Consider the following 26099-nt stretch of genomic DNA (forward strand, 5'->3'; position numbering starts at 1 on the left):
GCGTGGAAGCAGAGGCTCAGTTTCAACCCGGCGAACGGATCACCCACCACGAATTCGGCCAAGGTGTCGTTCTTGACCCGGCGCGTGATGGCTATTTGCGCGCCTTCTTCGGCGTGGGCGAGCGCCGTGTGCCGGTGGGTGCGGTGCGCCGTCAGCTCTCGCGCACCGAGCGCATCCTGCGTGCCGTCGATGGTGGCGCAGAGCGGGCGCGCAAAGCGTGGCTGTCCTACGAGGCCCACGCGCTGCCCGTCATGGAAAGCGCGTCGGCGCTGACCTCGGCCAAGATCGACCTGCTGCCACATCAAGTGGTGCTGACGCACCGTATTGCCACTGCATCTCCCCGGCGCTATCTGATTGCCGACGAGGTGGGCTTGGGCAAGACCATCGAAACCGCGCTGATTTTGCGAGAGCTGGCCAGCCGGGGCGAGCTGAACCGCGCGCTGATGGTGGTGCCCGCCGGGCTGGTGAACAACTGGCACCGCGAGCTGAACGAAGTGTTCAACCTCGACTTCGAGGTGTTCGGCTCCGAGGGCGATATCACCGACCGCAAGACCAATGCTTTCGCCAAGCACGACCGGCTGATCGCGAGTATCGACACGCTCAAACGCCCGGCGCGTATCAAGCGCCTGCTGGACGCGCCGCGTTGGGATCTGGTGGTGTTCGACGAAGCACACCATCTGACGGCCTACCGCACCGGCGGCAAGGTGCGGAAGACGGAGAATTACAAGCTGGCCGAGGCGTTGAAAGATCATTCGCGTGACCTGATGCTGCTGTCGGCTACGCCGCACCAGGGCAATCACTTCCAATTCTGGATGCTGGCGCAGCTCCTGAACCCCACGCTGTTTGGCAGCCCCGAAGAGATGCTGGAGAACCGCCACCGTCTCAATACGGTGATGTTCCGCCGCACCAAGGCCGATGCCTGCCAGCCCGATGGTTCGCCGCTGTTTGCGCGGCGCTGGGTACATACCGAGTCTTTCCTGATGAATCAGGACGAGCGGCTGTTCTACGAGAAGCTGCGCGAGTATCTGGAGGATGGCTTCGATCTGGCACGTCGCCAGGGCGGCCAGGGGCGAGCCCTCGGCTTCTTGATGGCGATCTTCCAGAAGATTGCGGCATCGAGCTTCGCTGCCGTGCGGCGAACCATGAAACGCCGCCTGCTGATGCTGACACTGCACGAGGCGCTGCTGCGCGACAAGGAGCTTGATATTGAAGGCCGTGAGCGGCTGACTGACGAAGCGCGGGCACTGATTCACGAAGAATTCGGACTGCCGCAGGACAGCATCGGGCGCAGCGAGGTAGATCGTGTGCTGGCTGACCTCAAGTACCGCTTGGTCAAAAAGCTGGACGAGGAGGCGCTGGAAATGGCCTCCGACCCTTACGGCAGCGAATATTCCGCAACGCACGCCGAGGAAGCGGCGTCGGCAGTCGTGGAACTCCACCTGCCCGAGGAGCGCCTGCGCATCGGCGATCTGCTCAAGGTCTTCCCGCAGCAGCGGGAAACCAAGGCACAGAAGCTGCTCGATGGTCTGGGCTATTTGTGGCGGCAGAATGCAAGCGAGAAGATCGTTATCTTTGCCACCTACCTCGGCACGGTTGATCTGATTGCCCGAGAGATTGAGCAGGCCTATCCCGGCCAGGGTGTGGTGGTGCTGCGCGGCGGTGACCACGGTGCCAAGCTGGCGGCAGAGCGGAAATTCCGCCTGAAAGACGGACCGCGTGTTCTGGTGTGTACAGCGGCTGGCCGCGAAGGCTTGAACCTACAGTTCGCGCGCATCCTGTTCAATTTCGATTTGCCGTGGAATCCGATGGATGTGGAACAACGCATCGGGCGCATCCACCGTTATGGACAGAACCACACGGCACAGGTCTACAACCTCGTCCTGTCCGACACCATCGAAGGGCGAATTTTCCTGATGCTCGACGAGAAGCTGACGGAAATTGCCAAGACGGTCGGCAAGGTCGATGACCAAGGCAACGTGGCCGAAGACCTGCGCGCACAGATTCTTGGCCAGCTATCCGAGCGCCTCAATTACGACCGCTTGTACCAGGAGGCGTTGTCCGACCCTGAGCTGAAACGCACACAGGTGGAGTTGGAGGCTGCGCTCTCGAATTCACGCGAAGCGCGGCAGGTGGTGTTTGATCTATTCCAAGACCTCGAAGGCTTCAGTCTTGATGACTACAAGCCGTTCTCCGACGTGTCCTCCAGTCTGGATCGACTGGTGCGTTTCCTCTCGGCAGCGGTGGTGGATCGTCAGCAGCGCTTGGTCAAGATCGACGACGAGACCTACGACCTCGTGACTATTGATGGCGCACGTCGGGCACGATTTACCTTGAGCCGCGATACAGCCACGAGCAGCGATAGCGTGGAATTGATGGGTCTGGATCATCCGCTGATACAGGAAGAGCTTGGACGCTGGCGCAGTGTTCCGCCCGAGGATGTTGGCATTGCGGTTTCAGGGGACGTAGACGCGCCGGTTCTACTTTCTCTCTGGATGGTTGAGGCGTCCGCAGGCAACGGTGAACGCCGCGTCGTCGTTCAACCCATTGCCGTCAAGCAGGATGGCACACGGGTTCCGGCGGTCGAGAGGCAGGCTGAGCAATACCTGCAGGCACCAGTAACGTCTCCGAGGTTTGCGCCAGAGCAACGGCAGGAACTATTCGCGCATGTGGTTGAACCGACTCTGCAGCGGGAACTGAAACACAAGGGCGCAGCGAATGGAGACGGCAGCTATTCGGCGGAACTGATTGGATACGTTGAAATCATGAATCAGGGGGCATGATGTTGGACGAATACTCCATCGAGCAGCGCGCGACGCAGATTTTCGACGCGCGCAGCAAGGAATATTTTTCCGAGGTGTTGAGCTGCTATTCGGCAGGCAACCATCGGTCAGCGGTCGTGATGCTCTGGTCGGTCGTGGTCTGCGACCTGTTGTTCAAGCTCCAGCATTTGGTTGATCTCTACGGGGATGCCAAGGCTAAGGGCATTCTGGCCGAGATTGGACAGATGCAGCAGGATAACGAGCGGTCGCCCGTGTGGGAAACGAAGCTGGTGGAATCGGTGGCCGAGCAGACTCAGCTACTGGACATTGCTGAACGTGAAAATCTGCTCCATCTTCAACGGCAGCGCCATCTTGCAGCGCACCCGGTGGTCAACGCGAATTTTCAGTTGCATCGCCCAAACCGGGACACAGCCCGCGCCCTGATTCGCAACGCACTTGACGGTCTGCTCACGAAGGCTCCGATTCTGTCGAAGCAGATTGTGGGTGATCTGGTCGAGGACCTTGAACAGGCATCTGGCATCCTGATCGATGACAAGAAGCTGAAGGCGTACCTGGAGAGCAAGTATTTCTCGCGCTTCAATCCGGAGGTCGAAAAGGCCGTATTCAAAGCCCTCTGGAAATTCGCATTCCGGCTGACGGACGAAAAATGCGAGAAAAACCGCGCCATCAACTACAGCGCGCTGACTCTGCTCTATAGTCGCAACCCCGGCCAGTTTCGAGCGCAGATCGAAGCCGACAAGGATTACTTCAGCACGATAGCGACTGGCGGCACGGCGCTTGTTTGCCTGATCCACTTTCTATCGCGTTCGGCCCCGATCTACGGGCTGTTGGCAGATCACGCTAAAACCGCGATTCAGCATGTCGTCGACAATGACGTGTCATCCCGATGTTTGGCGTGCTTCACAGCAGCGTCCTTGCCGGAGCATGCCGAACGCCTGCGTGCGTGGATTGTTGGGGATACGTATCCGGAGATCGGGCGCGAAACCTGGAATGCTTTGCGGGAAATATCGGATTCTCTGGAATGGGAGAAAACGGTAGTGCGTCTTGCAAGCGCGTACTATGTAGCAAGCTCCAGCTACGACGGCGCGGACAGGCGCTTCAATGAGGCAATCCGGCCTTTGCTTCCGAAATTTGATCTGGACGACTGCATTGAGCTGATTCGCGGCATCGAACAAAACGGTCAGACGTGGGAGCGACGCGGAGCCTACACAGACCACAGGGAGCTTCGTGCTCGCGCGCTGGAGATAAACCCAGCAGCAGATTTGACCGAGTACCAAGTGTTCAATCGGCACCTCGGATAATTACATCAAGAGAGCCAATTCAGCGTGGCGACGGGCAACCAGTCCCGGCAGCACTTTCCCGCCGCCATAGACCCAGCGCCGAAGCTCCGTCGCGGCGGCAGCCCACTCCCGCTGGTTGACGCGCCGTCGCAGCGTCGATGTCTGCAATCGCCCTGCGCCAAGGTTGAACGTGAAATCCACGATGGCCGCGAGCCTTCTCTCGGGCTCTGTGGCCAGCACCGGGCAGTAGCGCAGCGTGGCGGCGAGCGCTGATTGCAGGTCGCGCGCCAGATAGACCTCGGCTTCGGCCTCGGTGATCGGCAGGTGCATTGGATCACAGAGGTGCCCGTAGCCAATCGTCCAGAAGCCTGCGGGGCAGATGTAGGGGACGGCGGTGATCTCGACACCACGCTTGACCTTGCGCTCGAAACCTTCGAAGCGCTTGGCCAGTTCGATGGCCGTTCTTGGCACCTCGATCACGGTCGCACCCGGTCGAACACGCGCCCGAGGAACCAGAAGTTCAGCACCCCGGCCCATAGGGCTTGGTCTGCCTCCGTCCAGGCATACAGGATGGCAACGCCCCAGCCAGCGCCACCCGTCACGGCGGCTGCGACTGTTGCCGTCTTGGTCGCACAGTACAGCGCCATGAACCAGTAGGTGATGACCGGGCGGACGCTGGAACTCAGTGCATCGGCCCAGCGCACGCCGGTCTTCTCGCCCTGAGAGCGAACGGCTTCGCGCAGTGTTTCGATGGCCCCGACATTCCACGCGGCGTCGGCACCAGCGCCGATTTCCGACATCCGCTGTGCGCCGCGAATCTTCTCGAATTCCAGCGCCTTGTCCTGCATCGCCAGTTCGTGGCCGCGCTCACCCTTGCGGTCGAGCCACTTGAGGACTTCAGGGGCAAGACGGAAGGCCCCGCCAAGGAGGCCGCCAAGTAGTGTCTCGATCATTGCGGGCCTCCCATCAGTTTTAGCTTGATGGCGGCACCGACCAGCAGCGCGGCCAGGATGCCGGTGGTGATGACCTTGACGGTGGTCTGCCACGCGGTGCGCCGGGCGTCACGCCAGGCTTCCAGCAGGTCGCGCAGTTCGCGGATGTCACGGGCGGCGTGGCCGTTTTCCAGCCCGAGATGGGCGAGCACACGCTCGGCACCGCGTTCAGCGGCGTGAGCCAGTAGTTCGTCGAAGTCCTCGCGGCGCAGGAGCAGCATGTTCTCTACGTGCGCAGGCTGTTGTTGTTCGGGTTCGGTCATTGGCGTTCTCCAGAAATGCGAAACCCGCCTCGGGGGCGGGTTTCTGGTGGGTGCGAAGGAAGGAAAGTCAGATGGCGAGGCCTGCGCTCCAGCCGGTGGACTTGAAGGCCGAGAGCTTGGCCTCGTCCTCGATGTAGCAAAGCCAGCCGATCTTGGGCGTGTGGTACTCCCAGGCATCGGCGATGCGAGCGGCGATCTGGTTGGTCTTGCCTGCCCACACGCCGGTGGCGGCGGCAGGAATGAGGTAGCGGTCGCCGTTGGCGGGGCTGGCCGGTGGTGTGGTCAGGTCGCGGTCTTTCACGGACAGGCCGACCACCGCGCCGAGGCGCTTGAGGTTGGCATCCATGCCGGTGTCCCAGCCGCTTTCGCCGAGTGTCCAGCCGTAGTTAATTCCAAGGTTCGGGTCGATTGATGACATGGTCTATCTCCAGAGATTCGCTGCTTGGCGAATGCGTCGGACTGCTTCCGGATCGCCGGTTCGGTGGCTCTGCTGCGGGTGCTGCCGCCAGTGACGCCCGACGATAGGCAGGTACAGCACACCGCCACGCTTGGCCACCAGCAGGGTCAGCAGCCAATCGGCAAAGTTGTTGAGGTCGGTGGTTTCTTTGAGCACGGTTTCCACGGCAGATCGGCGCATCACGATCAGGCCGTGAACGTGACTGGCGCTGTTGGCGTGTTGCCAGCGGCTGTAGGCCAGACGTCGCACGGCGATGTCGTGGCCAGCCTCGTCCGTCAGCGCCTCGTCGGTGTAGGCCATCACAGCCTGCGGGCAGGCATCCAGCGCATCGGCCAACTGCGTGAATGCGTTGGCTTCGTACAGGTCGTCGGGATCGACGAAGGACACCAGCGGCAGCGTGCCTTGCGCATAGCCAGCGGCGCGCGCTTCGCCAATACGGCCCGGGATGCCCGGCAAGACGTGCAACTGGATCGGTGCGCCTTCGAGGCTGGCAATACAGGCTTCACGCCATTCGGTAAGTTCGTTCAGGGTGAGCAGGTGAACATCGATGCGTGGTTCCATTGGCGTTTCCATCACACACCTCCCCAATACTGTCCCCAGCGCAGGCCGTAGCCCGTCCGATCCATGACTCGCACCTGTGGCTGCCAGCTGCTCAGGCCATCGCGCTCGGCGCTGATCTCCACGGTGATCCGGTCGACCAGCGCACCGGCATCCAGCGCGGCCACTGCTGCCGTCCAGATAAAGGCAGTGCCGAGCAGTCCCGTTTCGGTGTGCACCAACACGCCGTTGCGATTGCGGATACGCAGCGTGTAGGTCACGCCCAGTTCCGGCCCGATATCGCCTTCGTCTTGCTGAACGAGGTAGGCGGTCTGCTGCGTGCGGTCGCGATGCGCCCACGCCACGGTGAGGTCACCGGCCACCACGGCAGGCTCGGTTTGGCCATTGATGCGGATGCGACCGGGGGGATACGGCAAAGCCTGCCGACCGGCCAGCGTCATCGGCTGCCCATTCGCGGCCAGCACTGGATCGCCCTGATCGGTCGACGTGCGTGGAATCGCGCCCACGAACACCGATTCGCCCGGGGCCCGCTCCGCACCTTCGGATGCCAGCCATTCGCCGACACCGATCAACCGAGTCCCCGAGGCATGTGCTTGGGGTGTGGTGTCGAGCACGCCGCGTGCGAGATCGATGGTCGCGTTGGCAGCATCGAAGGCCAGGACGGCAACGGCCTCTGCAATCGCCCCACTGGCATCCACCAGATAGGCGTAGTCGCCCTCGGCCATTCTCTCCGGCTGGCTGATCGCCGTCACTGGTACACCGATGGCATCGGCCTCACTGGCAGGCAAGGCTGCATCAAGCGTCAGTAGCGGCGCATAGTCCTCGCCCACCACGGCAGTGAGGTCGCCGCCTGAAGCGCCGGTAGCCAGTTGCCAATTCAACTGCCCGCTGCCACCGGCGGTGGCCAGCGCACCGAGATAGGTGTCCGTATCGGTCAGGTAGGCCAGATCTGCGCGCGACAAGCGCCGGGCCAGTTCCCAATACGGCACCTCGACGGCCAGCACCAAGGCGGGCGACAACGGTTCGATGGTCGGCTCCTCGACGTGCGGTGGCGGGGGCGACAGCACGGTGTTGCTCATGCCGAACACATCTTCCATGGCTTCGATGCGCCACTCGGCTGCGCCCAATGTGCCGGTGTCGATGCCGGTGACGCGCACCACCATCTGATCCACACCCAAGCGTGGCCAGTTCAGCAGAAATACATCACCCGGCAGCGGCGCACGCTCCAGGGTGTCGCGTGCCACCGTCAGGCTCATCCGGGCCAGGGGCGAACCCAAGGCGCGCAAGTCACGCAATGCCAGCCGCGCGGCCAGTGGCCCGTAGTTGACGCCCGGGTAGTCGCGGCGTTGATTGATCACGCCGCCTTGCAACTGGATGGCGGCCAGGTTCTCGACCGTAACGGCAGCATCACCGCCGTTCTGCCAGTCGGTGTAGACAACCGTTAGTTCGTTGGGAAGCTCCCCCCACTGGGCGCGTTCGAAGCGTTCCAGCCGCACGATTTCGTCAGGCCCCAACTGCGGTAGGCTGTCGATCCAATAGTCGTCGCGCAGCAGCTTGAGCTCAAACGTGCCTTGCTCCGGGTCGGTGTAGAGGATGCCGCCAATGTGGTCGATGACCTGGCCGATGAAGCTCTCGATGGGCTGCTGGCGCGTCCAGATCAGATTTAGGCCGAAGGCCTCGCTCGACAGGGCCCACGCTGCGTTCCAGAAACTCCAACCGATGGTGCTCTGCGGATAGCCCATGCCCCAGTGCGGATCGGTGAGGCACTGCACCAGGATGTGCGCCGGGTTCATGCCGACGCTGATTTCCCGGCCTTCGTCCTCATCCCAGGTGCGGACTTCGGAATCCCCCATCCACGCGTGATCATGCCAACCGGAATTGAAGCGACGCACCCGTACCGCCCACGGCTTGATGTAGGGGTTGTTGGCCGCGAACAGGATCTTGCGTGCCACCAATGACAGCACGCCCCGGAATGCCGGAATGGAACTGCCGAGGCGGCTCATCAGGTAGTCGTTGCGTCCTTGTCCGGCATGACCAGACAGCACATCGATGGTGCCGACCACGCCCCCTTCGCGCTCGTCGCCGCCAAACAGGGTTGGCTTGTTGATGCTCAGGCTGGTCAGCCCGTGGCCGGTGGACAGCGACGCGCGGTCGGCATCACCCCACGCGGTACGGTCGCCCATCTGGATTTCCTGCACGGCATCGACGGGCCCCTGGCACAAGGCCAGATGCAGCCCCATCCGGTAGCGGTAGCCAACGGTTTGCGATTTGCTGCTGCCACCCATCAGCCTTGCTCCCGCTGGCTGGATTGATTGCGGGCGTGCTCGACCACACGTTGGGCCATTGCATCGCCGGTGGCCAGCAAGGTGTCGGCGTCACAGCCATCGCGCAGGAAGGCCCGGAAATCCAGATCGTGACGCGCAAACCACGTACGCGTGCCGTTCACGCACAGGCCCACGGCGCGCACGTGATCGATGGTGATGACAGTCTGAGTGGTCATTTCTTGCCACCTTTCTTCTTGATGGGGTCGGCTTCCAGATCGCCGTACCAGACGACGTTGGAGCCACGCAGCAGCACGGTGCCGAACACGACGGGAATCGGTCGGCCTTCTTCTGCGGTGGGGGCATCGACGTCAGATAAGGATGCCGGTTTGGGTTCGGGCGGTTTCGGTGCGAGCGCGACCGAAACCAGCGCCGCCACCACGATGACGACGAGGTACCACATGGCGATTTCTCCAGGGATTCAGAACACGCCCGTCGAGAACGGGTTTTTGCTCGGGATGGCGGGAAAGCCGCCGTAGTTGTCGAGGTTGCCGAAGCGCGACTCGCACGTGGCCGTGCTGTGATCGCAGCCGACCGTCAGAAGTACCTCTGTGCCGACGTCTATGGCGACCGGATAGAGCAACTCGACGCCGCCACCGTAGTCATTGACGATCATGTGGCGGGCACCTTCCGAGGTTTGCAGCCAGCCACCGGCCAAGCCACCACTGACGCTGCCGGGCGTGCCACCGTCGAGATCGACGTTGCGGCCATTGCTGTTGCTCACCAAGGCGCTGGCAGAAATCGGTGAGGCACCACAGGCAGCCGAATACAGCACGTGGGAACACTTGCGGCTGTAGAGCCGCCGCAACCCGATGCGCTTGAGACTGACTTGCGCCGACTCGCAGCGAACGCGAGCCACATCGTCAGCAACTTCGACGCCCAGCACCCGGCCCATCCAGCGCGTGCCGGAGATCCACCAGTAGTCGCCCCAAGTGTCGCGCCGTCCGATGCGCAGGGTGATCGAGGTGGTGTCGCCGGTCAGCGAGTTGGCGAGCAGGTGGCGTACCAAATCACAGTTCGGCGGCAGTTTCAGATCCAAGCCAGCCTTCGCAGCTTCAGCACCCAGCGCCAATTCGTTGCGTTCCAAGGCCAGGCTCTTGTAGAGGTTGCCATCCAGATCAACATCGAATTCGTGCGGCGTCAGATAGAACTGCGCGCTGTTGCTGGCGAAGGCATACAGCTCGATTTCCAATAGAGGACTTTGGCTCATGTTCAGGCAGGCTCGTAAGTGACGCGGTCGTTGCCGCGTGGTTCGGGCAACTGGCGCGCGGTCAAGGTGATCTCCAGCAGCGTCGGGCTGTGCCAGTACAGATCGATGGCGTCGTGGTCGAGGCGGCAGCGCACGAGGCGAATGACGCGGCTGCCTGCAGGCACCCAGTCGTCAAGGCCCGAGCGCAGCACCAGCACACCGCCTTGATCCAGATGGCTGGTCGCCGTCAGGGCGTACTGCCTATAGCCGTCTGGATGCACGATCACGCAGCCGGCGGGGCGATGCCAGAACGCCGAGATGTCTTTGCCATCCGCGCGCAGGAAGCCATCTTCGGGATCGGCTTCGACGTTCACCCACAGGATCGGAGCCAAGCCATCGGGCAGCCAGAAGGCTTCCAGACGGCCTTGGGTGCGCCACAACCGCGCCCGCCAGATCTCGATTTCATCGAGTGAGCTGGCCAGATAGCGCCGCTGCAAAGTTGTCGTCGCCCACGGATCGTCCCGGCGCACCCACGGATCTGCAGGCGAGAAGTCTTGGCGGGTGATCGTGGCTTGCGCGGCGGCCGTTGGATCGTCACGCCAGTTCCCATCTGGCCAGACCGGGATCTCGTCGAGCCATGGGCCATCGAGAACATCCTGGTCGGGCAGTGGCGCAGGCTGGATCTGTGTGGGAATGTTGCCGCCGACCATGCCGGGTACCCACTGCGTGAGATCCGCCGGATCGATGGCCTTGCCCCACACCAAGGGCATGATGGTGCTACCCACGGCTGCGGCGCGTGCCAACGGTTCCATCAGCCACAGCAGAGCGCTTTCCACATCGCTGAGTTGGGCGATCTGCCAGCCATCGGCGGCGATGATCAAAATCCAGCGGCCATTGTTCTCAGTTTCCTGCCAGCCCTGCACACCGTCATAGGTCAGTTGCACATTGGCCGAGAGTGTCCCGAACTGTCGCCCGTCAGCTTCGGTCACATTGAGTGCCAGTGCGCCACGTTCGCAGGACTCGGTCAGGTGCACCGCGTACTGCGGCAGCGGCCACAGCGCCATTTGACCGAGATGATCGGCCAGCCAGTCGGCCACCAGGGCATCGATCTGGCGAGCGTTGCCCACCTTGTAGGTGAGCCAGCGCCGGGGAACGCGTCGGCGTGCCTGCCGTGATTCATTACCACTGGCCAGCCGCGTGACGCTGGTCTGCCACTCCAGCCGTTCCACGAGGGGTTCTGCCCAATCGTGGCGGAAGGCAAACACACCGCGTTGTGCGTCGGGCCACGGCTGGTCGCCAAAGGCATCCATACCGGTGGCGACGATGGCGCTTGATGCCGTATCCCGGCGCAGCACTTCGACCAGAAATATCGGTGCATCGATGGGTGGCCAAGGGCCCGCCAAGGATTCCGCCAGCAGGCTGGCCGCCAGATTGGGAGGCAGCGGAGCGACAGCCGTTTCCGGCGTGAAGCTGGCTGCGCTCGCCCCAAAAGTGGCGCGCGAGAGCACTTCACCCTGGAAGGCGGTCAGTTCGCTTCCCGGCGTCGGCTTGCAGGAAACCTCAGCGATGTCTTGAACGATGACGCGATCCGTCATGCCGACTCCACGCCGAACTCAGCGGCATTGAAGGCGGCCTCCGTCCACTGCACGTTGCCGTTCGGGTTGCGTTCGAACAGCGTGCTCTGCCAGGCCAGTTGCTCCTGCAGAATGATGTCGGTGCTGACGGCGCTTTGCGCACCACTGACCACGAGGCCTTTGACCTTGCCCAGACCGGCGTCGGTCTTGCGGGCCAGCATCGTGAGCTGGACGCCATAGATGGCGGGCGTGGCCATCACCGGCAACGGCTCGACATCGAAGGACTGGCGCAGCCCCACGTTCGGTGCATTGATCGCCGTAGCTTCGTCCTCGTCGCTCACGGCTTCCCATGCGGCGGTACCGACCGGGCTGGCCGTCCACTGGTTCAGGCTGCCATCGGCCTGTGCCTGCAAGGCATCGACGCGCACATCACCGAGGAAGGTGTTGTTGATCGTGCCGCTGGTGTCAGCAATGTAGAAGTCGTCGACGTCGATGGTGAGCGGGCAGCTCTGGCCGGGCACCGCGCCCACGAATGCCGTGAGCAGTTGGCCACCACCTTGAATGGTGTTCTGCGCAGTCATCTGGATGGCCAGGATGCCGTTGATGCGTACTGACAGAATGCCGTTGCTGGTGCCCTGCGTGACCTGCAACTCGATGTAGTGCCAGCCGCGCGCCGGAGCGCTGGCAACTGAGACAGAGATCAACTGGTCATAGCCGTATTGCCAGCGGTAGAGCTTGAGCCGACCGTCCTCGCCGATTTTCACGAGATGCGCGACCTGCGAGTTGGCATCGCGCACGCCCAGCAGCAGTGGCTCGGTGTAGGTGTTTTGGTACGGCACCACGCGAATGGCCGCCCCGACGATCAGGCTGGTCTTGGTGGCGTCGAGGTTCTTGACGTAGCCACCCCCCGAACCTTCCGGCAAACGCAGGGCATAGGAGGACGGGCGACGGCCATTGATACAGGTGGCCTGCGGCGACAGATACGCCGCCTTGCCACGCGCAAGCCACGGATCGCCAAAGCTGTCCACGGCTTGCGGGTCGTAGTGGTCGAAACCGTCGATGAACAGAAGTGCCATTGGACTTTCCCCTGAAATTCAGCCTTGCAGCGCCGCACGGATGGCCCGTGCATTGCGCCCGATGATGTTGACGATGACTTTCTCTCCGGCAGGCGACTGCAGGTGGTCGTGGGTCACACCCGGATCGACCGCGTTGACGATGCGCACCGCCTGATTCATCTGCGGCTGCGCGGGCGGCACTTTCACCTCTGGTACCAGTCCGCCCGCTGCGAAGGCCAAGTCGCCACCCTTGAAACGTGGGCCTGCCGACAAACCGTTGAGCGAATCGAGGAAGGCCACACCGAGCTGGCGCACGGCGGCCGCCCGCATCACGTACTCGCCTGCGGACAGACGCGCCGGGATCGAATCCGAGGTGGCGCTGCCCGGCCCGGAGACCAGACCACCGCCCGCAAACTTCTTGATGCCACCCAAGAGCGCCATCACAGCGGCGACCATGGCTACCATCGCGGCTACCGCGAGTGCCGGGCCAACGTAGGGAATGGAAGCCTGCGACGCCGCCGCCCCGGCTCCCGCCTTGGCTGCATCCATCGACACCACGGCGGTGGTTTCGGTGGTCTTTTGGGCGACCTTGGCGGCGCTGGCCGCCGCATCGACGGTCTGCTCTTGCTGGATGAAACCGAGCTTGAGCGCCAGCATCCGCGCCTGCATGGCGATCCACTGCTGGAACGGCTGGATCACGATCTGCTGCAGGAAGGCGTCGGACACCTGCTGGAAGATGCTCGCCAAGGCACTGCGCCAGGTCTGCGCGCCGGTGATCATCCCGTTGAGCGCACCGCCAAAACTCTCGCCGATGCGATTCCACAGCGGGGCCATTTCATCGACCGTGAGCCGGGTGCGATCCAGCTCGTTGCGCCACGCCTGCACGCGAATCACCGCATCCGGCCCGATGGCCTGCGCAGCTTGCTGCATGGTCGGCAACAGGCGCTCCATCTCGGTGGCTGATTGCTGTTGCAAGGCCACGATCTGCTGACGCGCCTGTGCTTCGGTTAGCAGCCCAGCCTGCTGCTGGGTCTGAATGGCCTCCTGCGCATTACGCAGACGCTCAGTGACTTGCCGCCACTGAGCTTCAAGCGCAGCCAGATTGGCCTGTGCAGCCTTCACATTGATCAGCCGATCAACGAGCGACACACCGTCGGCATCGCTTTCTGCTGCCAGCCGTGCCCGCAGATCCCGGTAGCTGCGCTCGATGGCGGCTTGGCGGTCGGTATCCGTCGCCGTGCCGGTGATCTGCGCCAGTTCCTCACGCGCCTGCGCCAGCGCATCGGCCAGCTCACGCTCGGCTTGTGCCGCCTTGCGGGCGTTGGCCTGCTCGATGTCCGTGCGCCGATTGTTGAGCGTGATGAGGTCGGCTTCCGCCTTGGCGACCTCAGCCTTGGCTTTCAGGCGGTCGTTTTCCGATTTGCCCGTGGTGGCGACTTGCTGACCGCGGGCCAGCTCCTGCTGCTTGCGCGCGATCTCGGCTTCGACCTCGCGCTGTTCGAGGGCATTTTTCTGCGTGTAGTAATCGCGCACCGATACCAGACGGTCTTCGAGCGCAGCATCCAGCGCAGTTTGTAGCCGGTTCAGACCGTCCTTGAGCAGCGCGAACTCGGCGTCCAGCTGCGCTTTCATCAGCGTGGTTTGCGCGCCGGTCGTGTCCTGCGCAGGCTTGACGGCTTTGGGTTTGGTCAGGCGTTGAAGCAGTTCCGGATCGGCCTGGATCTTGGGTGCCTTGACCTCGATGGGCTTTGGGTCGAACAGGCTGTCACGGAAGGACGCCAGTTCATCCAGCCGTTTGACCAGATTGCCTTTGAGGTCGGCAATGATGGCCTTGGCCCCATCGGTGTTGCCCTTGAGCGCTTCCACAGCGGCGGCGACACCCGCGCCAATGGCTTCGCCCAAGGCGACGAAGGCCTTGCCGACCGTGGCGGCACCGAGCGCCAGGGTCTTGAGCACCAGCACCACGCCATCCAGGATCGCGCGCAGCGTCCCGCCTTGCTTGGCCGACTCGACCATGCCACCGGCCATGTCATTCAGGGCGGGCAGCAAGGACGCGATGATCTGATTGCCGATGCTCTGGGTGGCCAGATGCAGTTTGTCGAGCGCATCGTTGAAGTTGCCCGCCTGCGCCGCAGTCTCACTACTCATCTGCACGCCGAGCGCCTGCATCTCGGCGGCGAGCTCATTGATGCCGTCGCGCCCCTGATTCAGGAACGGGATCAGCTCGGCTCCCGACTTGCCGAACAGTTGCACGGCCAGGGCGGTTTTTTCTGCGCCATCGGGCATGACCTTGAAGCGTTCGGCCAGATCGAGTAGCACCTGATCGGTGGCGCGCAGGGTGCCGTCCTGGTTCTTGAACTCGACACCTACGGCGGAGAATCCGCGCGCGGCATCTTCCGACCCGGTCGCGGCTTCCAGCATTGTGGTGGACAGCTTGCGCAGCCCCTTCTCGAACGATTCGCCGGACACACCGGACTGCTCGGCTGCCGGTTTCCATACCGAAAGGGTCTCGACGCTGACACCGACACGTTGCGACATCTCGTCCAGCGCATCACCAGTGTCGATGGCCGATTTCACCATCGCGGTCAGACCGGCCACGGAGACGGCCACCCCGAGGTTGGCCAGCACGCCGTTGACGCTCTTGGCGGTGTCGGTCAGGCCACCAAGGCCCCGCTTGATCGAGTCGAAAGCGGTCTTGGTCTGGTCGACGGCACTGATCAGGATTTGGGCACGATTGCTTGCCATCAGACTTTGTCCAGTTCTTGTTGAATCGCCCGCGCCAAGGCAGGCAGTGCGCGTTGCACGCCACCCGCCAGATTTAGTCGTCGTTTGAGATCGACGCGCTTGACCAGCACGGCGATGGGAATCTCCTGGCCACGCTTGATCTGCTTGGCCCCGGTACGACCACGCTCAGCGCGCTTGAAGCGGTTGAGTTGCGATGCGTTCTCTTTGATGTTCTCGGCCATCAGCAGCACGCGACCGTTCTTCTCGATGAAGAAGGCATTGCCCGAGCGCATCAGGCCGTCAATGACCGCCTTGAAGCGCTTGGGGCCGATGCGCCCGGGCAGCAGCGGTATCAGCAAATTGCCGCTCGCCGTGCCGCCTTTTTCATGCAGACCGAGCCAGGGAATCTTGCTGCCCACCAGCAGGGCGGGCAGCAGTTCGGGCTTCTTGTCGAACACCTTCACGCCCATCGAGGAGATGAAGCTGTTGCGCTTGACGGTGAAGGCACTGCGCATCTCGGATCGCGCCGCGTCACGCACTTCACGCCCACCGGACTGCATGCCCTTGGCGACGGCGGTGTGGATGGCGCGACGCCGCTCGGTGCTCCACGCCGCCAACTGGCGCGGGTCCAGCAAGCCGGTGGTGGTGAGCGAGAGACGCATGGGTTAGTCCTTCAGAAGATCGCGTTGCAGTTGTTCGATGCCACGCTTCTCGCCCTGGGCAGCCACGGCATGGATGCCGAGCAACTGGGCAAGTTGCTGCCGTTCGATCTGGCCGTCGGCATCCAGGAAGGCTTGCGCCTGCGTGAGCGTGTAGGCCATCACGTCGCCCAGGCGGTGACCGGCGCGGATCAGGCGTGCGACGGCAGCGTCCCACCCGAGTTCGTCAGTGAGCTCAGCGTCGGTGCGAGTCGCTGGGCTGCGCCTTGCACTGCCGGAACGACGTGCGCCACGAAAAAATCCGCGTTCACCTCGAACACGGCGGCGGCCAGTTGCACGGCGTCCTCCAGCGACAGGTCGTTTATCCACGCGCGTTCACGCCGGGTGGTGATCGCCAGCAAATCCAGCACGGCATCGCCGTGCCGTCCCAGCAGCGCCATCCAGTCCGGATCACTGGTGATTTCCTCGGCCAGCGGGCGCACCACGGCCAGCAGGCGTGGCAACTCACCCAGCCGGATCGGCGTCAGTTCCAGCGCAGTGCCGGACAGCGTCACGACCACAGGCTCAGGGGGGAAGGTCTTGAAGCCGTCCATCACAGCAGCACCAGACGTCCGAACTGACCGAGATCACCGCCGACTGGCTTGGTCAGATCCGCCAGTACCTGGCCCGACAGCTCGAACTTCAGCAGTTCGTCCGTGATGATCGAGAGTTCCTTGGCTGGATTGATGGCCACGCGGTACAGGTCGATCACTACCTCGCGGTTGCCGTCGGCGGTGTTGAGCCCCTCGAAGCGAATCCAGCGCTCGGGCAAGGGCTGGGTGAACATCGCCGTGCTCTGCGCCGCGCCATAGGCGTAATCGACGGTGAACGGCTCGGTGTAGGGGCCGCCCGACGTGGCATCCAGCACCACCAGTGAACCGTGCTTGGCATTGACGCTGTACTGGCTGGCCGGGAGCGTCTTTGGCGTGGCATCTGAGTCCTGGATCTGCACCGCCGACACGTTTTGCATGGTCAACGGATACAGACTGCCCGGGGTGACAGGGTTGGGCAGTAGTTCGCCAGTTACCGCGCCGGGGGTGATCGTGGTCGTGGTGCCGTAGAGCGCGAGCGCCAAGTTGGTAGCGATCAGCTCTTCCAACGTGCAGGCGAACTCGCCTTTCTTGGTCTTGATGAGCTGGAGGTCAGTCAGGCGCTGACCCGACTGCGCTTCCTGGTGCTCGATGGTGTCCACCGACAGCGACACCTTCAGCTCGGGCACGTTGCCGACGAAGGTCAGTCCAGCTGGATTGCCGAGGTCATCGCGTGCGCCGATGTAGACGCGGCCTTGTCCGGAAAAGTAAGCCATGTTCAGTCTCCTTGGGTGGCTGCAGTTGTGGAAACACCGGGCGTGGCATCACGGCGGGTGGGTTTGGAATCGGTGGCGGGGATGGCCGCTTTGGCCGTGCCTTGTGCGATCAGCCAACGGGCACTGGCGTCATTCAGATCAAGGCGATCACCCACGGCGAGGCGCTTGCCTGCGTGGGTATGGGGTTTCAGTAGTTCGATGGAGAGATTTGGCATAAGGGGTTCATCCTGTTTGGGTGAGATCAATGGCGTGGGTGCGGTAGCGGATTTCGTAGCGGGCGGGCAGCGCGACGGCACCGGAGTCGGCGTCGTCGAACTCCCATTCGCAGTCGATCTCGCGCACTGCGATGGCCAGACCGCCCAGATTCGGGTCGGCGAGCATTGCCGCGTGGGCCGCGACCAGCGCCTGGTCGGCGACATCGAAGGCATCCGCACCGCGTGCCACCACGGCAAGCCGGACGATCAGCATCCGGTCGACCAGGTGGTTGGCGTGGGCGGTAATGCTGTCGCCATCGACGAACAGCAGCAGCGCTGGACTGGCCTCGCGGGTGACCGGCACGGCAGGCATGCGCAGCACCGGTGTCGGGCCAATCGCAGATGCCAGGCGCGTGACGATCTCCCGCAAGGCGCGCTCGCGGACGGAGTTCATGGGGAGTTCCTCAGAGTTGGGAGAGCGAGGCGCGACGCTCGGTACCGTCGCCAATGGCACGCACGTCGCGCACCTGAAAGGTGTTGCCTGCCACCTCGACCGTGTCCCCGACTGCCAGCGTCAGCCAGGACGCCGGGTAGTCGATCTGGTAGTCCCGCGACAGTGCAAAACCATCCAGCACGGTTTCGTCTGGGGCACGGAAGGCGCATTGCACGGTGGTGCCCGCCACCGTGACGGCGGTCAGGAGTCCGGCATTGCGGGCCGCTTCGTACAGCGTCGCGACATCCATCAGGCTGCAACGAGCTTGATCAGCACGCCCGGGCGGTGGCACATCGGCAGCGGGTTCGACTGCGTGTGCAGATCGGTGCCCCGGTCGAACTTGCGCGGCTCCTGCTTGGCATACAACGGCTGGCCGATGGTATTCACGGTCTCGTTGAAGTCCGCAGGCGCGAAGTACGTGGCGAAGGTATCCACCGTGCCGACCGGGAAGGCATGGGCTTCCCCTGCGGCAATGAAGCGGCGCGACCCCAGCGTGCCGTCGGCCTGCACAAAGGACGCCTGGCCACGGTATTCCTCGAAGGTGATGCCGCTGTAGCTGAAGCCCGAGCGCATGTCGTTGATCAGCACTGCGCCCTGCTGCCAGTTCTGGTAGGCGGTCTTGACCTCCTTGTGGGTGGTCAGCGCCCGGAAGAACTCGGTCGAGCACAGCACATGCACACCGGTCGAGAACTCGCCGGTGAGTCCATCTTCCATGAGCCCCAGCAGTTCCAGGCAGGCAGTCTTGATTTGCCCGTTGTCGGCCGCCGTCGAAAACTCGAAGGACACCGATTGCGCAGTGATGTCGAACTCGTCGAACAGATCGACGAGCTCGCTGCCATCAGCGTCGAGAATCTTGCCCTTGAGCGCCCCCATGCGCAGATGCTCCAGAGTGATCGCGTGCTTGTTGCGCATGGTCTCCAGATGGCGGGCCATGACACCGCCGATGGCTTCCATTTCGGTTTCGGAACCGAAGGCGCGCAGTCCTTGCACTTCCTCTGGCAGCACCACGTCGTCGTGGGGGATGTGCGGGATCACGAAGGAGCGCAGGTTGCGCTTGCCACGTTCACCCACCGTGCCGGGCGAACCGGGCGCGCGGGTGGGCAGCAGGTTCAGACGACCGGCGTACTCCTCGACGATGATCTGCCGGGTGCGCACCGGCTTGGCCGGGAACAGGTTGAGTTGCTCCAGCCGCCCATAGCGGTTGGGCAGGAGGTTGATGGCGGCCGTCAGGCTGGCCATCGAGAAGCCGGGGTTTTCAAAAGGGTTCTGCATTTGGGATCTCCAGAAATGACGAAACCCGCCAGCGGCGGGTTTTGGGGGGAGTGAAACGGAGCGTTGGAAGTGGGTCAGGCGCTATCGCGGGCCAGGACTCCACGTTCTGCGAGTTGCTTGATGGCAGCCACTTTGTGCGCAGTGCTGATGCCGGTCGGCCAGATCAATGCGCCGTGCGCGACGATGGCGTGGCGGGCGATCAGGATCGCGTCCTCACGGTCAATCAGCGTCGCATCGACGTCATTGCCGAGCACGCCGACGGCGGTTTCCGTGCCGTCCGAAGCGCTCGGGTCGAGGGCCTTGAGCTTGGCGGTAGCCGTTTCGCGGCCCACCACGGTACCCAGCGACAGGTTCTGCGCGGCCGCGACGGTGTCTTGGTCACGCGAGTAGAGATTCGGCGCTTCGTACTTCAACAGGTCGCCGAGATTCTTGGGTTGAGAGACAGTGGGCATGGCTTACTCCTTGGCGGTGAGTTTCTTGACGGCAGCGACCACCGGACTGTTTTCCGGGTGCTGGCTGGTTCCTGCATCGGCGGTGATACGCGAGGCAATTTCGGGTTGGTCGGCACGGGCGTCGAGCAAGGCGCGGCGCACCTGCGCTTCCGAGAAGCCTGCTGCGAGGAATTCCGCCGTGCGTTGGGACTGGCCCGCGATCAGGCACATCTCTGCAATGGCCTGAGCTTGGCCGCGCCCGCTGGCGAAGGACTGCGCCAGTGCGGCTTGGGCGGCAGGCGTCGGTTGCGGATCGCTGTCGGTCTGCGGCTGGTCGCCCTGTGGGTCGGTGTCGGCCGGATGGCTCGGGTTTTCGTGGTCGTCTTTGGGGTCGGTCATGGTGTTCTCCAGGGTGAAAGGTTTGCTTCGGGGCGGGTTTGAAATGGATTGAGTGGACAGGCTTCGCGGCGAGGCGCGGGCCACGCCAGGCTGCGCCAACCGCTGCTTGGCCGCCAACGCGTCGGTGAACTCGGTCATCACCGCATCAAACGGCATCACCGCGTCGGCGAGGCCCGCTGCCACCGCCTGCTCGCCATAGAACAGCCCCGCCTCGGTGGCGCGCACGGCATCCGGATCGATTCCGCGCATCTGTCCGACCTGATTCACGAAGATGTCGTACAGGCGATCCACCTCAGTCTGCAACGCGGTGGTGGCCTGGGGGGTGAGTGGCTCGTGCGGGGAGAAATCGTTCTTGTGACTGCCCGCGAAGACAGCGGTGTAGTTCAGGCCGTCCTTGGCGTCCTTCACCGACTGGTCGACGTGCAGCGCGATCACGCCAATCGACCCGACGCCAGCGGTCTGCGACAGCGTCAGGCGCTGGCAGGCAGCCGCGATGGCAAAAGCCGCCGAGTACGCGGCATCGTTGGCGTGCGCCCAGATCGGCTTGATGGTGCTGGCAGCGCGGATGCGCTCGGCCAACTCGAACACACCCGATGCCTCGCCGCCGGGCGAATCCAGATCGAGCAGGATGCCCGCCACCTGTGGGTCGGCCAGCGCGGCGTCCAGTCGGGCTTCGATCTCGCCGTAGGACATCAGGCCAGAGGCGGCTTCGATACCCATCGAACGTCTGACCAGCGTGCCGACCACCGGGATGACGGCAATGCCCGCCTGACCCGATGTGGCGTTCTGGCGCGGCATGGGCAGCGGCATCGCCATGTCCAGATCTGGCAAGCCGATGCGGGAACCCAGCACGGAGAGGATCACGTCGAGTTTGGGACGCGCAATGAGGAGCGGCGTCCCGTAGAGGCGGGACGCCAGATGAACGAGTTGCATGTCAGTTGTCCTGTTGGTCTTGCGGCACGGCCACTGTGGCGGCCGCATTTATGGGAGCGCCCGATGCCGATGGTTGGGGCGCTTTGTCGTGGCGCGGGTCGGAGTCAAAGACCAGACCGAGCTCATCGGCACGCTGGTTGTCGGCGGCGATCTCGCGGTCGATGTCCTCGGCGTCGTAGCCGAAGGCCGAGATGGCTTCCGAGCGAGACAGCAGCCCGGCGCGAATGGCTGTCAGCATCGCGTCGAATTCCTTCTTGGGATCGACCCACTGCCAACCCTGTGGAATCCATTTGGCCGCGAAGTAGTCGCGCTTCTTCTCGGTGAACTGCGGCAGCGCCAGCGCGCCTTCAAGTAGCGCCTGCTCCATCCAGGCACGCCAGATCGGGCGGCACAGCTGGTGGACGATCACGCCGTGCTGGATGGCCTCACAGCGGCGGCGAAACTCCAGCAGCCCGGCCCGGATCGACGAATAGTTCACTTGCGTCAGGTCGCCGGTCAGCATCTCGTAGGTGATGCCCATCGCCGCTGCCACCGCGCGGAACTGCATGCGCAGGAATTCGGCGTAGCTCGCGCCAACGTCGGCGGGCTGACTGAACTTCACGTCCTCGCCGGGCTCCAGGATCTGCATCGTGCCCGGCTCCAGCCCGGCCAATGCCGCTCCGCTGGCATCCGGCAAGCCTTCACCCATCAGGTTGTCCTCAGGTGACAGGCGCGTGATGAAGCCCGCGAACATAGCGGCGGTTTTCTTGCGCACGAGCTCGGCGTCGTCGTACTGGTCGAGTTCGTTGAGCTTGACCAGTGCGCGCGCCAGCCACGGTTCGCCCCGGATCTGTCCGGGCCGCAAGGGACGAAACAGGTGGATGATTTCGCTAGCCGGGACACGCACTGTGTCGAGACCGCCCACCACGCCACCAGTGCCCGACATCGGAGCCAGTGAGCCATCACCCGGGTGTGAGCGATACAGGTGGTAAGCCACCCGCCGTCCGAGCTTGTCGAATTCGATGCCCGCACGGATTACATTTCCCGAAGCCAATTCCTGATTCAGCGTGGCTGGCAGGTGTTCGGGTTCGAGCAACTGCAATTGCAGGCCTACCGGCAGGCCATCCTCCGGGCGGCGATAGCGCAGCCGCACCAGACATTCCCCGCCTTCGAGCATGGCGCGACAGGCCAAGGCCTGCAGTCCGTAGAAATCGGTCAGTCCGGCGGCATCGGCCTCCTCGCACCAGTCCCACCACAGGCTGTGGATCGCTTCGCGCAGGGGCTGATCAGCCAGCATGCTCTGCGGCTTGATGCCGGTGCCGATAGCGTTCGAGACAAAGGCTTCAACGCCTGCCGCTGCCCAGGCATTGCGGCGTACCAGATCGCGGCTCTTGGCGCGCAATTCGTTCTGGGTGAACGCCAGTGCTGCGACTGCGCCTGGATTGCCGACCTGCCACGCCAATGCGCGACGGCCGCCACCGATACCGTCATAGAACGGGGTGCCGCCAAGCAGACTCATGCCGACGCGCCTGCGCATTCGGTCAAACCATTGCATGTTCAGAACCCTTTGCCGGTGGTGACCCGGATCTGGCGTGGCGCACCGGGCCACAGCCCGGTATCCACGGCCTGCTCGAAGAGGTCGCGCTTGACCGCTCCAATGGCGGCCTGGAGTTCATCGACGCTGCGGTACTCGACGGTCTTGTCGCCAAAGGTCACCCGCTTTTCGCCCTTGACCAGCGCCGCTTCCAATGCGTCGAGGTGTGCTTGTGTGTAAGCCATCAGCGGTACACCGTGAGGTTGATTTCGGAGGAGTCGTCGAACGATGCAGACGTGGTGGCGCAACTGATGTCGACGTACTGGGCGGTCTTCTGGTCGGTGGTGGATCGCACAATGGCAATGCGCTGCGTGCCGCTGTTGGTGCTGCTGCGGGCAAGCGCCGTCCAGCAATAGTTGGCGTCGGGCATGGCAACGGAGAAGGTCACGCGGTAGCGGCCCGCCGCCGTCCGGGTCACGCTGGCCACGTTGTGCGATGCGCGCACGACGACCTGCGTGCCGACATAGCCGAAACACACCCACGCCCGGGCCACGCCGGGGTGAGTGGCGTCGATCTTGGTCTTGACCTCGAGCCCGACACGACTGGCCAGCGCACTGATGCGCGATGCGAGGCTCATCAGACCAGCGCACCCACAAAGACCGCGACGAAGTCAGTGTCGGTGTTGCCGACATCACTGGCCGCGACGGCACCGATGTTGCTGCGTGCCTGAAGTTGCTCGGCCACGGTCAGCGACTGCGCCGCATCGAAGCGCACACGGTTGTTGACGGCGGCGAGCAGCGCATCCAGGCCACTGGTGCCGTTCTGCAGCAGTTGCTGGATTTCCACCAGCGTGTCGTAGGCGGCATCGGCACCGCCCAAGATTTCGGTCTTGAGCGCATCGAGCAGCGAGACGATCTTGTTGGACGAGTACGTGGTCGTGGCCGCGACGTGCGCATCGTCGATCACCGCCGACGACACCACGGCGGCTTTCAGTTCGTTGATGGCCGCGACCAGATTTGACTTGTCGGTGGTGGTGAGGTTGGCCAGGTTGCCTGCCTTGGCGCGGACGTCGTTGAATTCCTGCGCGACGCGGATGACCAAGCTTTCGATACGGGTAGCAAGACTCATGTTTTCTCCTTGAGGTGTCAGGACAGCCAGCGGCTTTTGATCACGCGCCGACCGGTGTTACGGTTGCCAGAAACAGCGAGGCCACCGCGTTGGGTGGCCTCGTTGATCGATTCGGTAGGTGTTTCAAGGGCTGGCGGACTGGCCAGCCCCAGTTGTCGCTCCAATTCCCGCCAGTGACGTTCCTCGAAGCGATCCAGACCCGCCGCCGATGCAGCCGCGCGGGCGTAGACGTAGCAGTCGAGCGCCTCATTGCGCTCACGCATCTTTTGCCACTCACGCACAGGGAAGCCGTTGCGGTCGCGGCGGGTGATCAGTTGTTCCGCGCAGAGTTGCTGGATGAACTCAGCGTCGATCTTGGGCAGATGGACGAACCCGGCCGGGAACACCGTGGTCAATCCGTCCTCGCCAACATCGGCGCTCTTGCGCAGGTTGTTGTAGAACTCGAGCTTGGCGATGCTGACCGCCACCGTGTACACCTTGATGCCCCGGCGCAGCTTCTTGCCACCCTGCGAGACATCGATGGCGGTCGGCGTGCCGATCAAGGCTGCACCGCGAGGCACCCCCTTGACCGCCATCACACGCGAATCGCGGCAGGCCCGCACAAAGGCGTAGGCCTCCTGCGTGGCAAACCCGGTATCCAAGGCAAAGCGCACCAGCGGCATCGCCGCGCCCGAGGCATGTGTCCATGTTTCGGCCAGCATTTCAGCGAGGCTCTTCCACACCGCGTCGCGGGCGGTGTCACCCATCAGCACGCGGTGCTCAACCAGCCAGGACTCCTTACCGCGCCCAAAGGCCCAGACCGACGCCTCGATGCGATCTTTCTGCACGTCGGCCGCGCCGACCAAGAGCAGACCACCTTGCGGCACCGTACCGACGCGATAGTCCTCGCGGCGTTCGACCAGTCGTTGCCAGTCCGGCGCTTCGCCTTCCTCGACCCAGGTTTCGCCTAGCTCGGTGTTCTTGAAGGTCTTGATGGCGGCGGCCGATCCCGACTCTTTACTGACGGCGGCTTCCCACGCAGCGGCGATCTCCCGCCACGAACGCCAGCCCACCGGGCTGTACAGCGACGACAGGTGGAAGCCTGCCGTCTTACCCGCGCCATCTGTGATCATCGCGCGCCACTCGCCGTGCTCCAGCATCCACGTCTTGTGGTGCTCGGCAATGGCGGTGTCACATGACTCGCAGATGTAGGCGGCGGTCTCCGGTTGCCCTTTGTCCCAACGCAGCTGCTCGAAACGCAGCCACTGACGGTGGGAGCAATGCGGACACGGCACAAAGTAGCGACGTTGGTCACTGGCCTCGTACTCGCGCTCGATAGCCGATGCCCCTGAGATCGTCGGCGTCGAGACGATAAAGATCTTGCGCCGCGCGAAGGTGCGTGTACGCGCCTCGGCCAGCGAGATTGCATCCCCTTCACCCTCGACGTCCAACGGATAACCGTCGACCTCGTCGAGGAACAGATACCGCACCGGCATCGAGCGCAGCCCGACCGCGCTGTTGGCCCCGGTCATCACCAGCACGCCACCCCGGAACTCCTTGGCCAGGATGGTGTTGCCGGCATCCCGGCTGCGCGCCGGTGCAATCAGTTCAGCCAGTGCGGACGACTCCTCGATCAGCGGATCGATCCGCTGCTTGGAGTTGCGCTTGGCCATCTCCACTGTCGGCCACACCGCCATCATTGGCCCGGGTGCGTGATGGATCACATAGCCGATCCAGTTCGATCCCATCTCGGTCGCGCCAAGCTGCGCCGCTTTCATGAACACAACACGTTCAACCGGCGAGGTCGGCGACAGGCAATCCATGATTGCTTTAAGGTACGGCGTGCGGCTGGTACGCCAGCGCCCGGGCTCGGCAGAGGCCTTGCTGGAGAGCATTCGGTGGCGATCCGACCATTCGGACACAGTGAGCAGCGGGTCGGGCGTCAGACCTTCGCGCCACGCGCGTTCAATCTCGGCAGCGCCTTCGTAGTCCATGTCCATCAATCCACCCTCGGGCGCATCTCGCCCAGTTCCTGCAGGTGCTCACGCACCGCCGCCTCCAAGGCGATGTGCATCGTGTGGGGATCGACGCCGAGCTTGGCTGCCATCTGTGCCGAGATGCGTGCGGGCCAGTTGAGCCAGGCATCGCGTTCGGATCGCGCCAGCTTGAAGACATGGGCGATGGCCTGCGGCCGATCCACCAGCTCGCCCTTGAGTCGGGCCAGACGCACCTTGTTGGTTTGCGCCTTGACCACTTCGTTGACCGTCCGCGCTTGCAACAAGGACGTGCCACCTGCTGCGGATGTTGCTAATGAGGCTGCTTGCCCGTCTCCTGTGGCCCCGCTGGATTCCTGGACGGCGACCTTGACCGCGCGGGTGGCCGTGCCATTGCGCGGTGCATCGGAATTGCGCGCCCACTCGCGGTCGACGCGCTCGGCATCAATCGTTCCGTCTGCCTCCGGCGTGATCCGCCCAGCAGCGATGGCCTTGCGCACCGCTGCATCGGACACCCCTCGGTGGCGTGCGTAGGCACGAATCGAAATACCCATATTTCCCCTTCG

Annotated in this window: 30 protein-coding genes; 2 read left to right on the top strand and 28 right to left on the bottom strand. The window is 63.5% G+C overall.

The window, feature by feature from the left end; all coding sequences use genetic code 11:
• Positions 1 to 2 precede the first annotated feature (2 nt).
• Together KIT53_RS15625 and KIT53_RS15630 are read left to right on the top strand one after the other, a co-directional pair.
• Positions 3 to 2780 carry an SNF2-related protein gene (locus KIT53_RS15625; RefSeq protein ID WP_297754313.1) on the top strand — a complete coding sequence of 926 codons (2778 nt, stop codon included), beginning with the start codon at positions 3 to 5 and terminating at the stop codon, positions 2778 to 2780.
• The gene (locus KIT53_RS15630) at positions 2777 to 4081 is read left to right on the top strand and encodes a hypothetical protein (protein WP_297754316.1); all 1305 of its coding nucleotides are present in this window, start codon (positions 2777 to 2779) and stop codon (positions 4079 to 4081) included. Before KIT53_RS15625 ends, KIT53_RS15630 begins: the two co-directional genes overlap by 4 nt.
• Here KIT53_RS15630 and KIT53_RS15635 read toward each other — a convergent pair whose 3' ends face one another.
• The 28 genes from KIT53_RS15635 to KIT53_RS15770 form a co-directional block, all read right to left on the bottom strand.
• A complete protein-coding gene (locus KIT53_RS15635) occupies positions 4082 to 4540 on the bottom strand; it encodes a lysozyme (RefSeq protein ID WP_297754318.1) in 459 nt (152 codons plus the stop codon).
• Positions 4537 to 5013 carry a hypothetical protein gene (locus tag KIT53_RS15640; RefSeq protein WP_297754321.1) on the bottom strand — a complete coding sequence of 159 codons (477 nt, stop codon included), beginning with the start codon at positions 5011 to 5013 and terminating at the stop codon, positions 4537 to 4539. Before KIT53_RS15640 ends, KIT53_RS15635 begins: the two co-directional genes overlap by 4 nt.
• Positions 5010 to 5315 carry a DUF6127 family protein gene (locus tag KIT53_RS15645; RefSeq protein ID WP_070527361.1) on the bottom strand — a complete coding sequence of 102 codons (306 nt, stop codon included), beginning with the start codon at positions 5313 to 5315 and terminating at the stop codon, positions 5010 to 5012. Before KIT53_RS15645 ends, KIT53_RS15640 begins: the two co-directional genes overlap by 4 nt.
• 67 nt (positions 5316 to 5382) lie before the next feature.
• Positions 5383 to 5733 (bottom strand): DUF2793 domain-containing protein, encoded by a 351-nt coding sequence (locus tag KIT53_RS15650; protein ID WP_297754329.1) that lies wholly within the window; start codon positions 5731 to 5733, stop codon positions 5383 to 5385.
• Positions 5734 to 5736: 3 nt separating this feature from the next.
• The gene (locus KIT53_RS15655; RefSeq protein WP_297754332.1) at positions 5737 to 6333 is read right to left on the bottom strand and encodes a glycosyltransferase family 2 protein; all 597 of its coding nucleotides are present in this window, start codon (positions 6331 to 6333) and stop codon (positions 5737 to 5739) included.
• Positions 6334 to 6344: 11 nt separating this feature from the next.
• Positions 6345 to 8615 (bottom strand): phage tail protein, encoded by a 2271-nt coding sequence (locus KIT53_RS15660; protein WP_297754335.1) that lies wholly within the window; start codon positions 8613 to 8615, stop codon positions 6345 to 6347.
• A complete protein-coding gene (locus KIT53_RS15665; protein WP_024958038.1) occupies positions 8615 to 8830 on the bottom strand; it encodes a hypothetical protein in 216 nt (71 codons plus the stop codon). Before KIT53_RS15665 ends, KIT53_RS15660 begins: the two co-directional genes overlap by 1 nt.
• Entirely contained in the window at positions 8827 to 9054 is a 228-nt protein-coding gene (locus KIT53_RS15670) for a hypothetical protein (RefSeq protein WP_009521704.1), read from the bottom strand. The genes KIT53_RS15665 and KIT53_RS15670 overlap by 4 nt, the downstream gene beginning before the upstream one ends.
• Positions 9055 to 9072: 18 nt before the next feature.
• A complete protein-coding gene (locus KIT53_RS15675; RefSeq protein ID WP_297754341.1) occupies positions 9073 to 9861 on the bottom strand; it encodes a DUF2163 domain-containing protein in 789 nt (262 codons plus the stop codon).
• Positions 9862 to 9863: 2 nt separating this feature from the next.
• A complete protein-coding gene (locus tag KIT53_RS15680) occupies positions 9864 to 11435 on the bottom strand; it encodes a hypothetical protein (RefSeq protein ID WP_297754344.1) in 1572 nt (523 codons plus the stop codon).
• Positions 11432 to 12490: a hypothetical protein gene (locus tag KIT53_RS15685; RefSeq protein ID WP_297754346.1), complete on the bottom strand. Its 1059-nt coding sequence runs from the start codon at positions 12488 to 12490 to the stop codon at positions 11432 to 11434. Before KIT53_RS15685 ends, KIT53_RS15680 begins: the two co-directional genes overlap by 4 nt.
• An 18-nt stretch (positions 12491 to 12508) precedes the next feature.
• Positions 12509 to 15214 (bottom strand): phage tail protein, encoded by a 2706-nt coding sequence (locus KIT53_RS15690; RefSeq protein ID WP_297754350.1) that lies wholly within the window; start codon positions 15212 to 15214, stop codon positions 12509 to 12511.
• The gene (locus KIT53_RS15695; protein WP_263125888.1) at positions 15214 to 15855 is read right to left on the bottom strand and encodes a DUF6441 family protein; all 642 of its coding nucleotides are present in this window, start codon (positions 15853 to 15855) and stop codon (positions 15214 to 15216) included. Before KIT53_RS15695 ends, KIT53_RS15690 begins: the two co-directional genes overlap by 1 nt.
• A 3-nt stretch (positions 15856 to 15858) precedes the next feature.
• Positions 15859 to 16014, bottom strand: a complete 156-nt coding sequence (locus KIT53_RS15700; RefSeq protein WP_009521710.1) for a hypothetical protein — start codon at positions 16012 to 16014, stop codon at positions 15859 to 15861.
• A 29-nt stretch (positions 16015 to 16043) separates the two neighbouring features.
• Complete coding sequence (locus tag KIT53_RS15705; protein WP_263125889.1) at positions 16044 to 16445, bottom strand: hypothetical protein; 402 nt, start codon at positions 16443 to 16445, stop codon at positions 16044 to 16046.
• Positions 16445 to 17197: a hypothetical protein gene (locus KIT53_RS15710; protein ID WP_263125891.1), complete on the bottom strand. Its 753-nt coding sequence runs from the start codon at positions 17195 to 17197 to the stop codon at positions 16445 to 16447. Before KIT53_RS15710 ends, KIT53_RS15705 begins: the two co-directional genes overlap by 1 nt.
• A 2-nt stretch (positions 17198 to 17199) precedes the next feature.
• Positions 17200 to 17412, bottom strand: a complete 213-nt coding sequence (locus KIT53_RS15715; RefSeq protein WP_263125893.1) for a hypothetical protein — start codon at positions 17410 to 17412, stop codon at positions 17200 to 17202.
• A gap of 7 nt (positions 17413 to 17419) precedes the next feature.
• Positions 17420 to 17845 carry a hypothetical protein gene (locus KIT53_RS15720; RefSeq protein ID WP_263125894.1) on the bottom strand — a complete coding sequence of 142 codons (426 nt, stop codon included), beginning with the start codon at positions 17843 to 17845 and terminating at the stop codon, positions 17420 to 17422.
• Positions 17846 to 17855: 10 nt separating this feature from the next.
• The gene (locus KIT53_RS15725) at positions 17856 to 18134 is read right to left on the bottom strand and encodes a hypothetical protein (protein WP_263125895.1); all 279 of its coding nucleotides are present in this window, start codon (positions 18132 to 18134) and stop codon (positions 17856 to 17858) included.
• Positions 18134 to 19156, bottom strand: coding sequence for a major capsid protein (locus KIT53_RS15730; RefSeq protein WP_020200538.1), 1023 nt, complete (start codon positions 19154 to 19156; stop codon positions 18134 to 18136). The genes KIT53_RS15725 and KIT53_RS15730 overlap by 1 nt, the downstream gene beginning before the upstream one ends.
• 74 nt (positions 19157 to 19230) lie before the next feature.
• Positions 19231 to 19608: a head decoration protein gene (locus tag KIT53_RS15735; protein ID WP_297754363.1), complete on the bottom strand. Its 378-nt coding sequence runs from the start codon at positions 19606 to 19608 to the stop codon at positions 19231 to 19233.
• 3 nt (positions 19609 to 19611) lie between these two features.
• On the bottom strand, positions 19612 to 20919 hold the full coding sequence (locus tag KIT53_RS15740; protein WP_297754366.1) for a S49 family peptidase: 1308 nt from the start codon (positions 20917 to 20919) through the stop codon (positions 19612 to 19614).
• A 1-nt stretch (position 20920) separates the two neighbouring features.
• Positions 20921 to 22453 (bottom strand): phage portal protein, encoded by a 1533-nt coding sequence (locus KIT53_RS15745; RefSeq protein WP_297754368.1) that lies wholly within the window; start codon positions 22451 to 22453, stop codon positions 20921 to 20923.
• 2 nt (positions 22454 to 22455) lie between these two features.
• Entirely contained in the window at positions 22456 to 22677 is a 222-nt protein-coding gene (locus KIT53_RS15750; RefSeq protein WP_263125899.1) for a hypothetical protein, read from the bottom strand.
• On the bottom strand, positions 22677 to 23069 hold the full coding sequence (locus KIT53_RS15755) for a hypothetical protein (RefSeq protein WP_297754371.1): 393 nt from the start codon (positions 23067 to 23069) through the stop codon (positions 22677 to 22679). Before KIT53_RS15755 ends, KIT53_RS15750 begins: the two co-directional genes overlap by 1 nt.
• Positions 23069 to 23560, bottom strand: a complete 492-nt coding sequence (locus KIT53_RS15760) for a hypothetical protein (RefSeq protein WP_012080616.1) — start codon at positions 23558 to 23560, stop codon at positions 23069 to 23071. Before KIT53_RS15760 ends, KIT53_RS15755 begins: the two co-directional genes overlap by 1 nt.
• Positions 23561 to 23577: 17 nt before the next feature.
• Positions 23578 to 25539 carry a phage terminase large subunit family protein gene (locus tag KIT53_RS15765; protein WP_297754379.1) on the bottom strand — a complete coding sequence of 654 codons (1962 nt, stop codon included), beginning with the start codon at positions 25537 to 25539 and terminating at the stop codon, positions 23578 to 23580.
• The gene (locus KIT53_RS15770) at positions 25539 to 26087 is read right to left on the bottom strand and encodes a hypothetical protein (RefSeq protein ID WP_029043081.1); all 549 of its coding nucleotides are present in this window, start codon (positions 26085 to 26087) and stop codon (positions 25539 to 25541) included. Before KIT53_RS15770 ends, KIT53_RS15765 begins: the two co-directional genes overlap by 1 nt.
• Positions 26088 to 26099 lie beyond the last annotated feature (12 nt).

It is taken from the genome of Hydrogenophaga sp. (assembly GCF_026125785.1).
Classification (GTDB): Bacteria; Pseudomonadota; Gammaproteobacteria; order Burkholderiales; family Burkholderiaceae_C; genus Hydrogenophaga.

Excerpts from the sequence above, each read along its gene's own strand:
- KIT53_RS15685 (WP_297754346.1), bottom strand. The coding sequence starts at position 12,490 with ATGGCACTTCTGTTCATCGACGGTTTCGACCACTACGACCCGCAAGCC.
- KIT53_RS15760 (WP_012080616.1), bottom strand. The coding sequence starts at position 23,560 with ATGAGTCTTGCTACCCGTATCGAAAGCTTGGTCATCCGCGTCGCGCAG.
- KIT53_RS15720 (WP_263125894.1), bottom strand. The coding sequence starts at position 17,845 with ATGAACTCCGTCCGCGAGCGCGCCTTGCGGGAGATCGTCACGCGCCTG.
- KIT53_RS15660 (WP_297754335.1), bottom strand. The coding sequence starts at position 8,615 with ATGGGTGGCAGCAGCAAATCGCAAACCGTTGGCTACCGCTACCGGATG.
- KIT53_RS15750 (WP_263125899.1), bottom strand. The coding sequence starts at position 22,677 with ATGGCTTACACACAAGCACACCTCGACGCATTGGAAGCGGCGCTGGTC.
- KIT53_RS15630 (WP_297754316.1), top strand. The coding sequence starts at position 2,777 with ATGATGTTGGACGAATACTCCATCGAGCAGCGCGCGACGCAGATTTTC.
- KIT53_RS15710 (WP_263125891.1), bottom strand. The coding sequence starts at position 17,197 with ATGGCTTACTTTTCCGGACAAGGCCGCGTCTACATCGGCGCACGCGAT.
- KIT53_RS15715 (WP_263125893.1), bottom strand. The coding sequence starts at position 17,412 with ATGCCAAATCTCTCCATCGAACTACTGAAACCCCATACCCACGCAGGC.
- KIT53_RS15745 (WP_297754368.1), bottom strand. The coding sequence starts at position 22,453 with ATGCAATGGTTTGACCGAATGCGCAGGCGCGTCGGCATGAGTCTGCTT.
- KIT53_RS15735 (WP_297754363.1), bottom strand. The coding sequence starts at position 19,608 with ATGCCCACTGTCTCTCAACCCAAGAATCTCGGCGACCTGTTGAAGTAC.
- KIT53_RS15730 (WP_020200538.1), bottom strand. The coding sequence starts at position 19,156 with ATGCAGAACCCTTTTGAAAACCCCGGCTTCTCGATGGCCAGCCTGACG.
- KIT53_RS15700 (WP_009521710.1), bottom strand. The coding sequence starts at position 16,014 with ATGGCCTACACGCTCACGCAGGCGCAAGCCTTCCTGGATGCCGACGGC.
- KIT53_RS15645 (WP_070527361.1), bottom strand. The coding sequence starts at position 5,315 with ATGACCGAACCCGAACAACAACAGCCTGCGCACGTAGAGAACATGCTG.
- KIT53_RS15670 (WP_009521704.1), bottom strand. The coding sequence starts at position 9,054 with ATGTGGTACCTCGTCGTCATCGTGGTGGCGGCGCTGGTTTCGGTCGCG.
- KIT53_RS15765 (WP_297754379.1), bottom strand. The coding sequence starts at position 25,539 with ATGGACATGGACTACGAAGGCGCTGCCGAGATTGAACGCGCGTGGCGC.
- KIT53_RS15665 (WP_024958038.1), bottom strand. The coding sequence starts at position 8,830 with ATGACCACTCAGACTGTCATCACCATCGATCACGTGCGCGCCGTGGGC.
- KIT53_RS15655 (WP_297754332.1), bottom strand. The coding sequence starts at position 6,333 with ATGGAACCACGCATCGATGTTCACCTGCTCACCCTGAACGAACTTACC.
- KIT53_RS15695 (WP_263125888.1), bottom strand. The coding sequence starts at position 15,855 with ATGCGTCTCTCGCTCACCACCACCGGCTTGCTGGACCCGCGCCAGTTG.
- KIT53_RS15770 (WP_029043081.1), bottom strand. The coding sequence starts at position 26,087 with ATGGGTATTTCGATTCGTGCCTACGCACGCCACCGAGGGGTGTCCGAT.
- KIT53_RS15640 (WP_297754321.1), bottom strand. The coding sequence starts at position 5,013 with ATGATCGAGACACTACTTGGCGGCCTCCTTGGCGGGGCCTTCCGTCTT.
- KIT53_RS15725 (WP_263125895.1), bottom strand. The coding sequence starts at position 18,134 with ATGGATGTCGCGACGCTGTACGAAGCGGCCCGCAATGCCGGACTCCTG.
- KIT53_RS15680 (WP_297754344.1), bottom strand. The coding sequence starts at position 11,435 with ATGACGGATCGCGTCATCGTTCAAGACATCGCTGAGGTTTCCTGCAAG.
- KIT53_RS15650 (WP_297754329.1), bottom strand. The coding sequence starts at position 5,733 with ATGTCATCAATCGACCCGAACCTTGGAATTAACTACGGCTGGACACTC.
- KIT53_RS15740 (WP_297754366.1), bottom strand. The coding sequence starts at position 20,919 with ATGCAACTCGTTCATCTGGCGTCCCGCCTCTACGGGACGCCGCTCCTC.
- KIT53_RS15755 (WP_297754371.1), bottom strand. The coding sequence starts at position 23,069 with ATGAGCCTCGCATCGCGCATCAGTGCGCTGGCCAGTCGTGTCGGGCTC.
- KIT53_RS15675 (WP_297754341.1), bottom strand. The coding sequence starts at position 9,861 with ATGAGCCAAAGTCCTCTATTGGAAATCGAGCTGTATGCCTTCGCCAGC.
- KIT53_RS15690 (WP_297754350.1), bottom strand. The coding sequence starts at position 15,214 with ATGGCAAGCAATCGTGCCCAAATCCTGATCAGTGCCGTCGACCAGACC.
- KIT53_RS15705 (WP_263125889.1), bottom strand. The coding sequence starts at position 16,445 with ATGGACGGCTTCAAGACCTTCCCCCCTGAGCCTGTGGTCGTGACGCTG.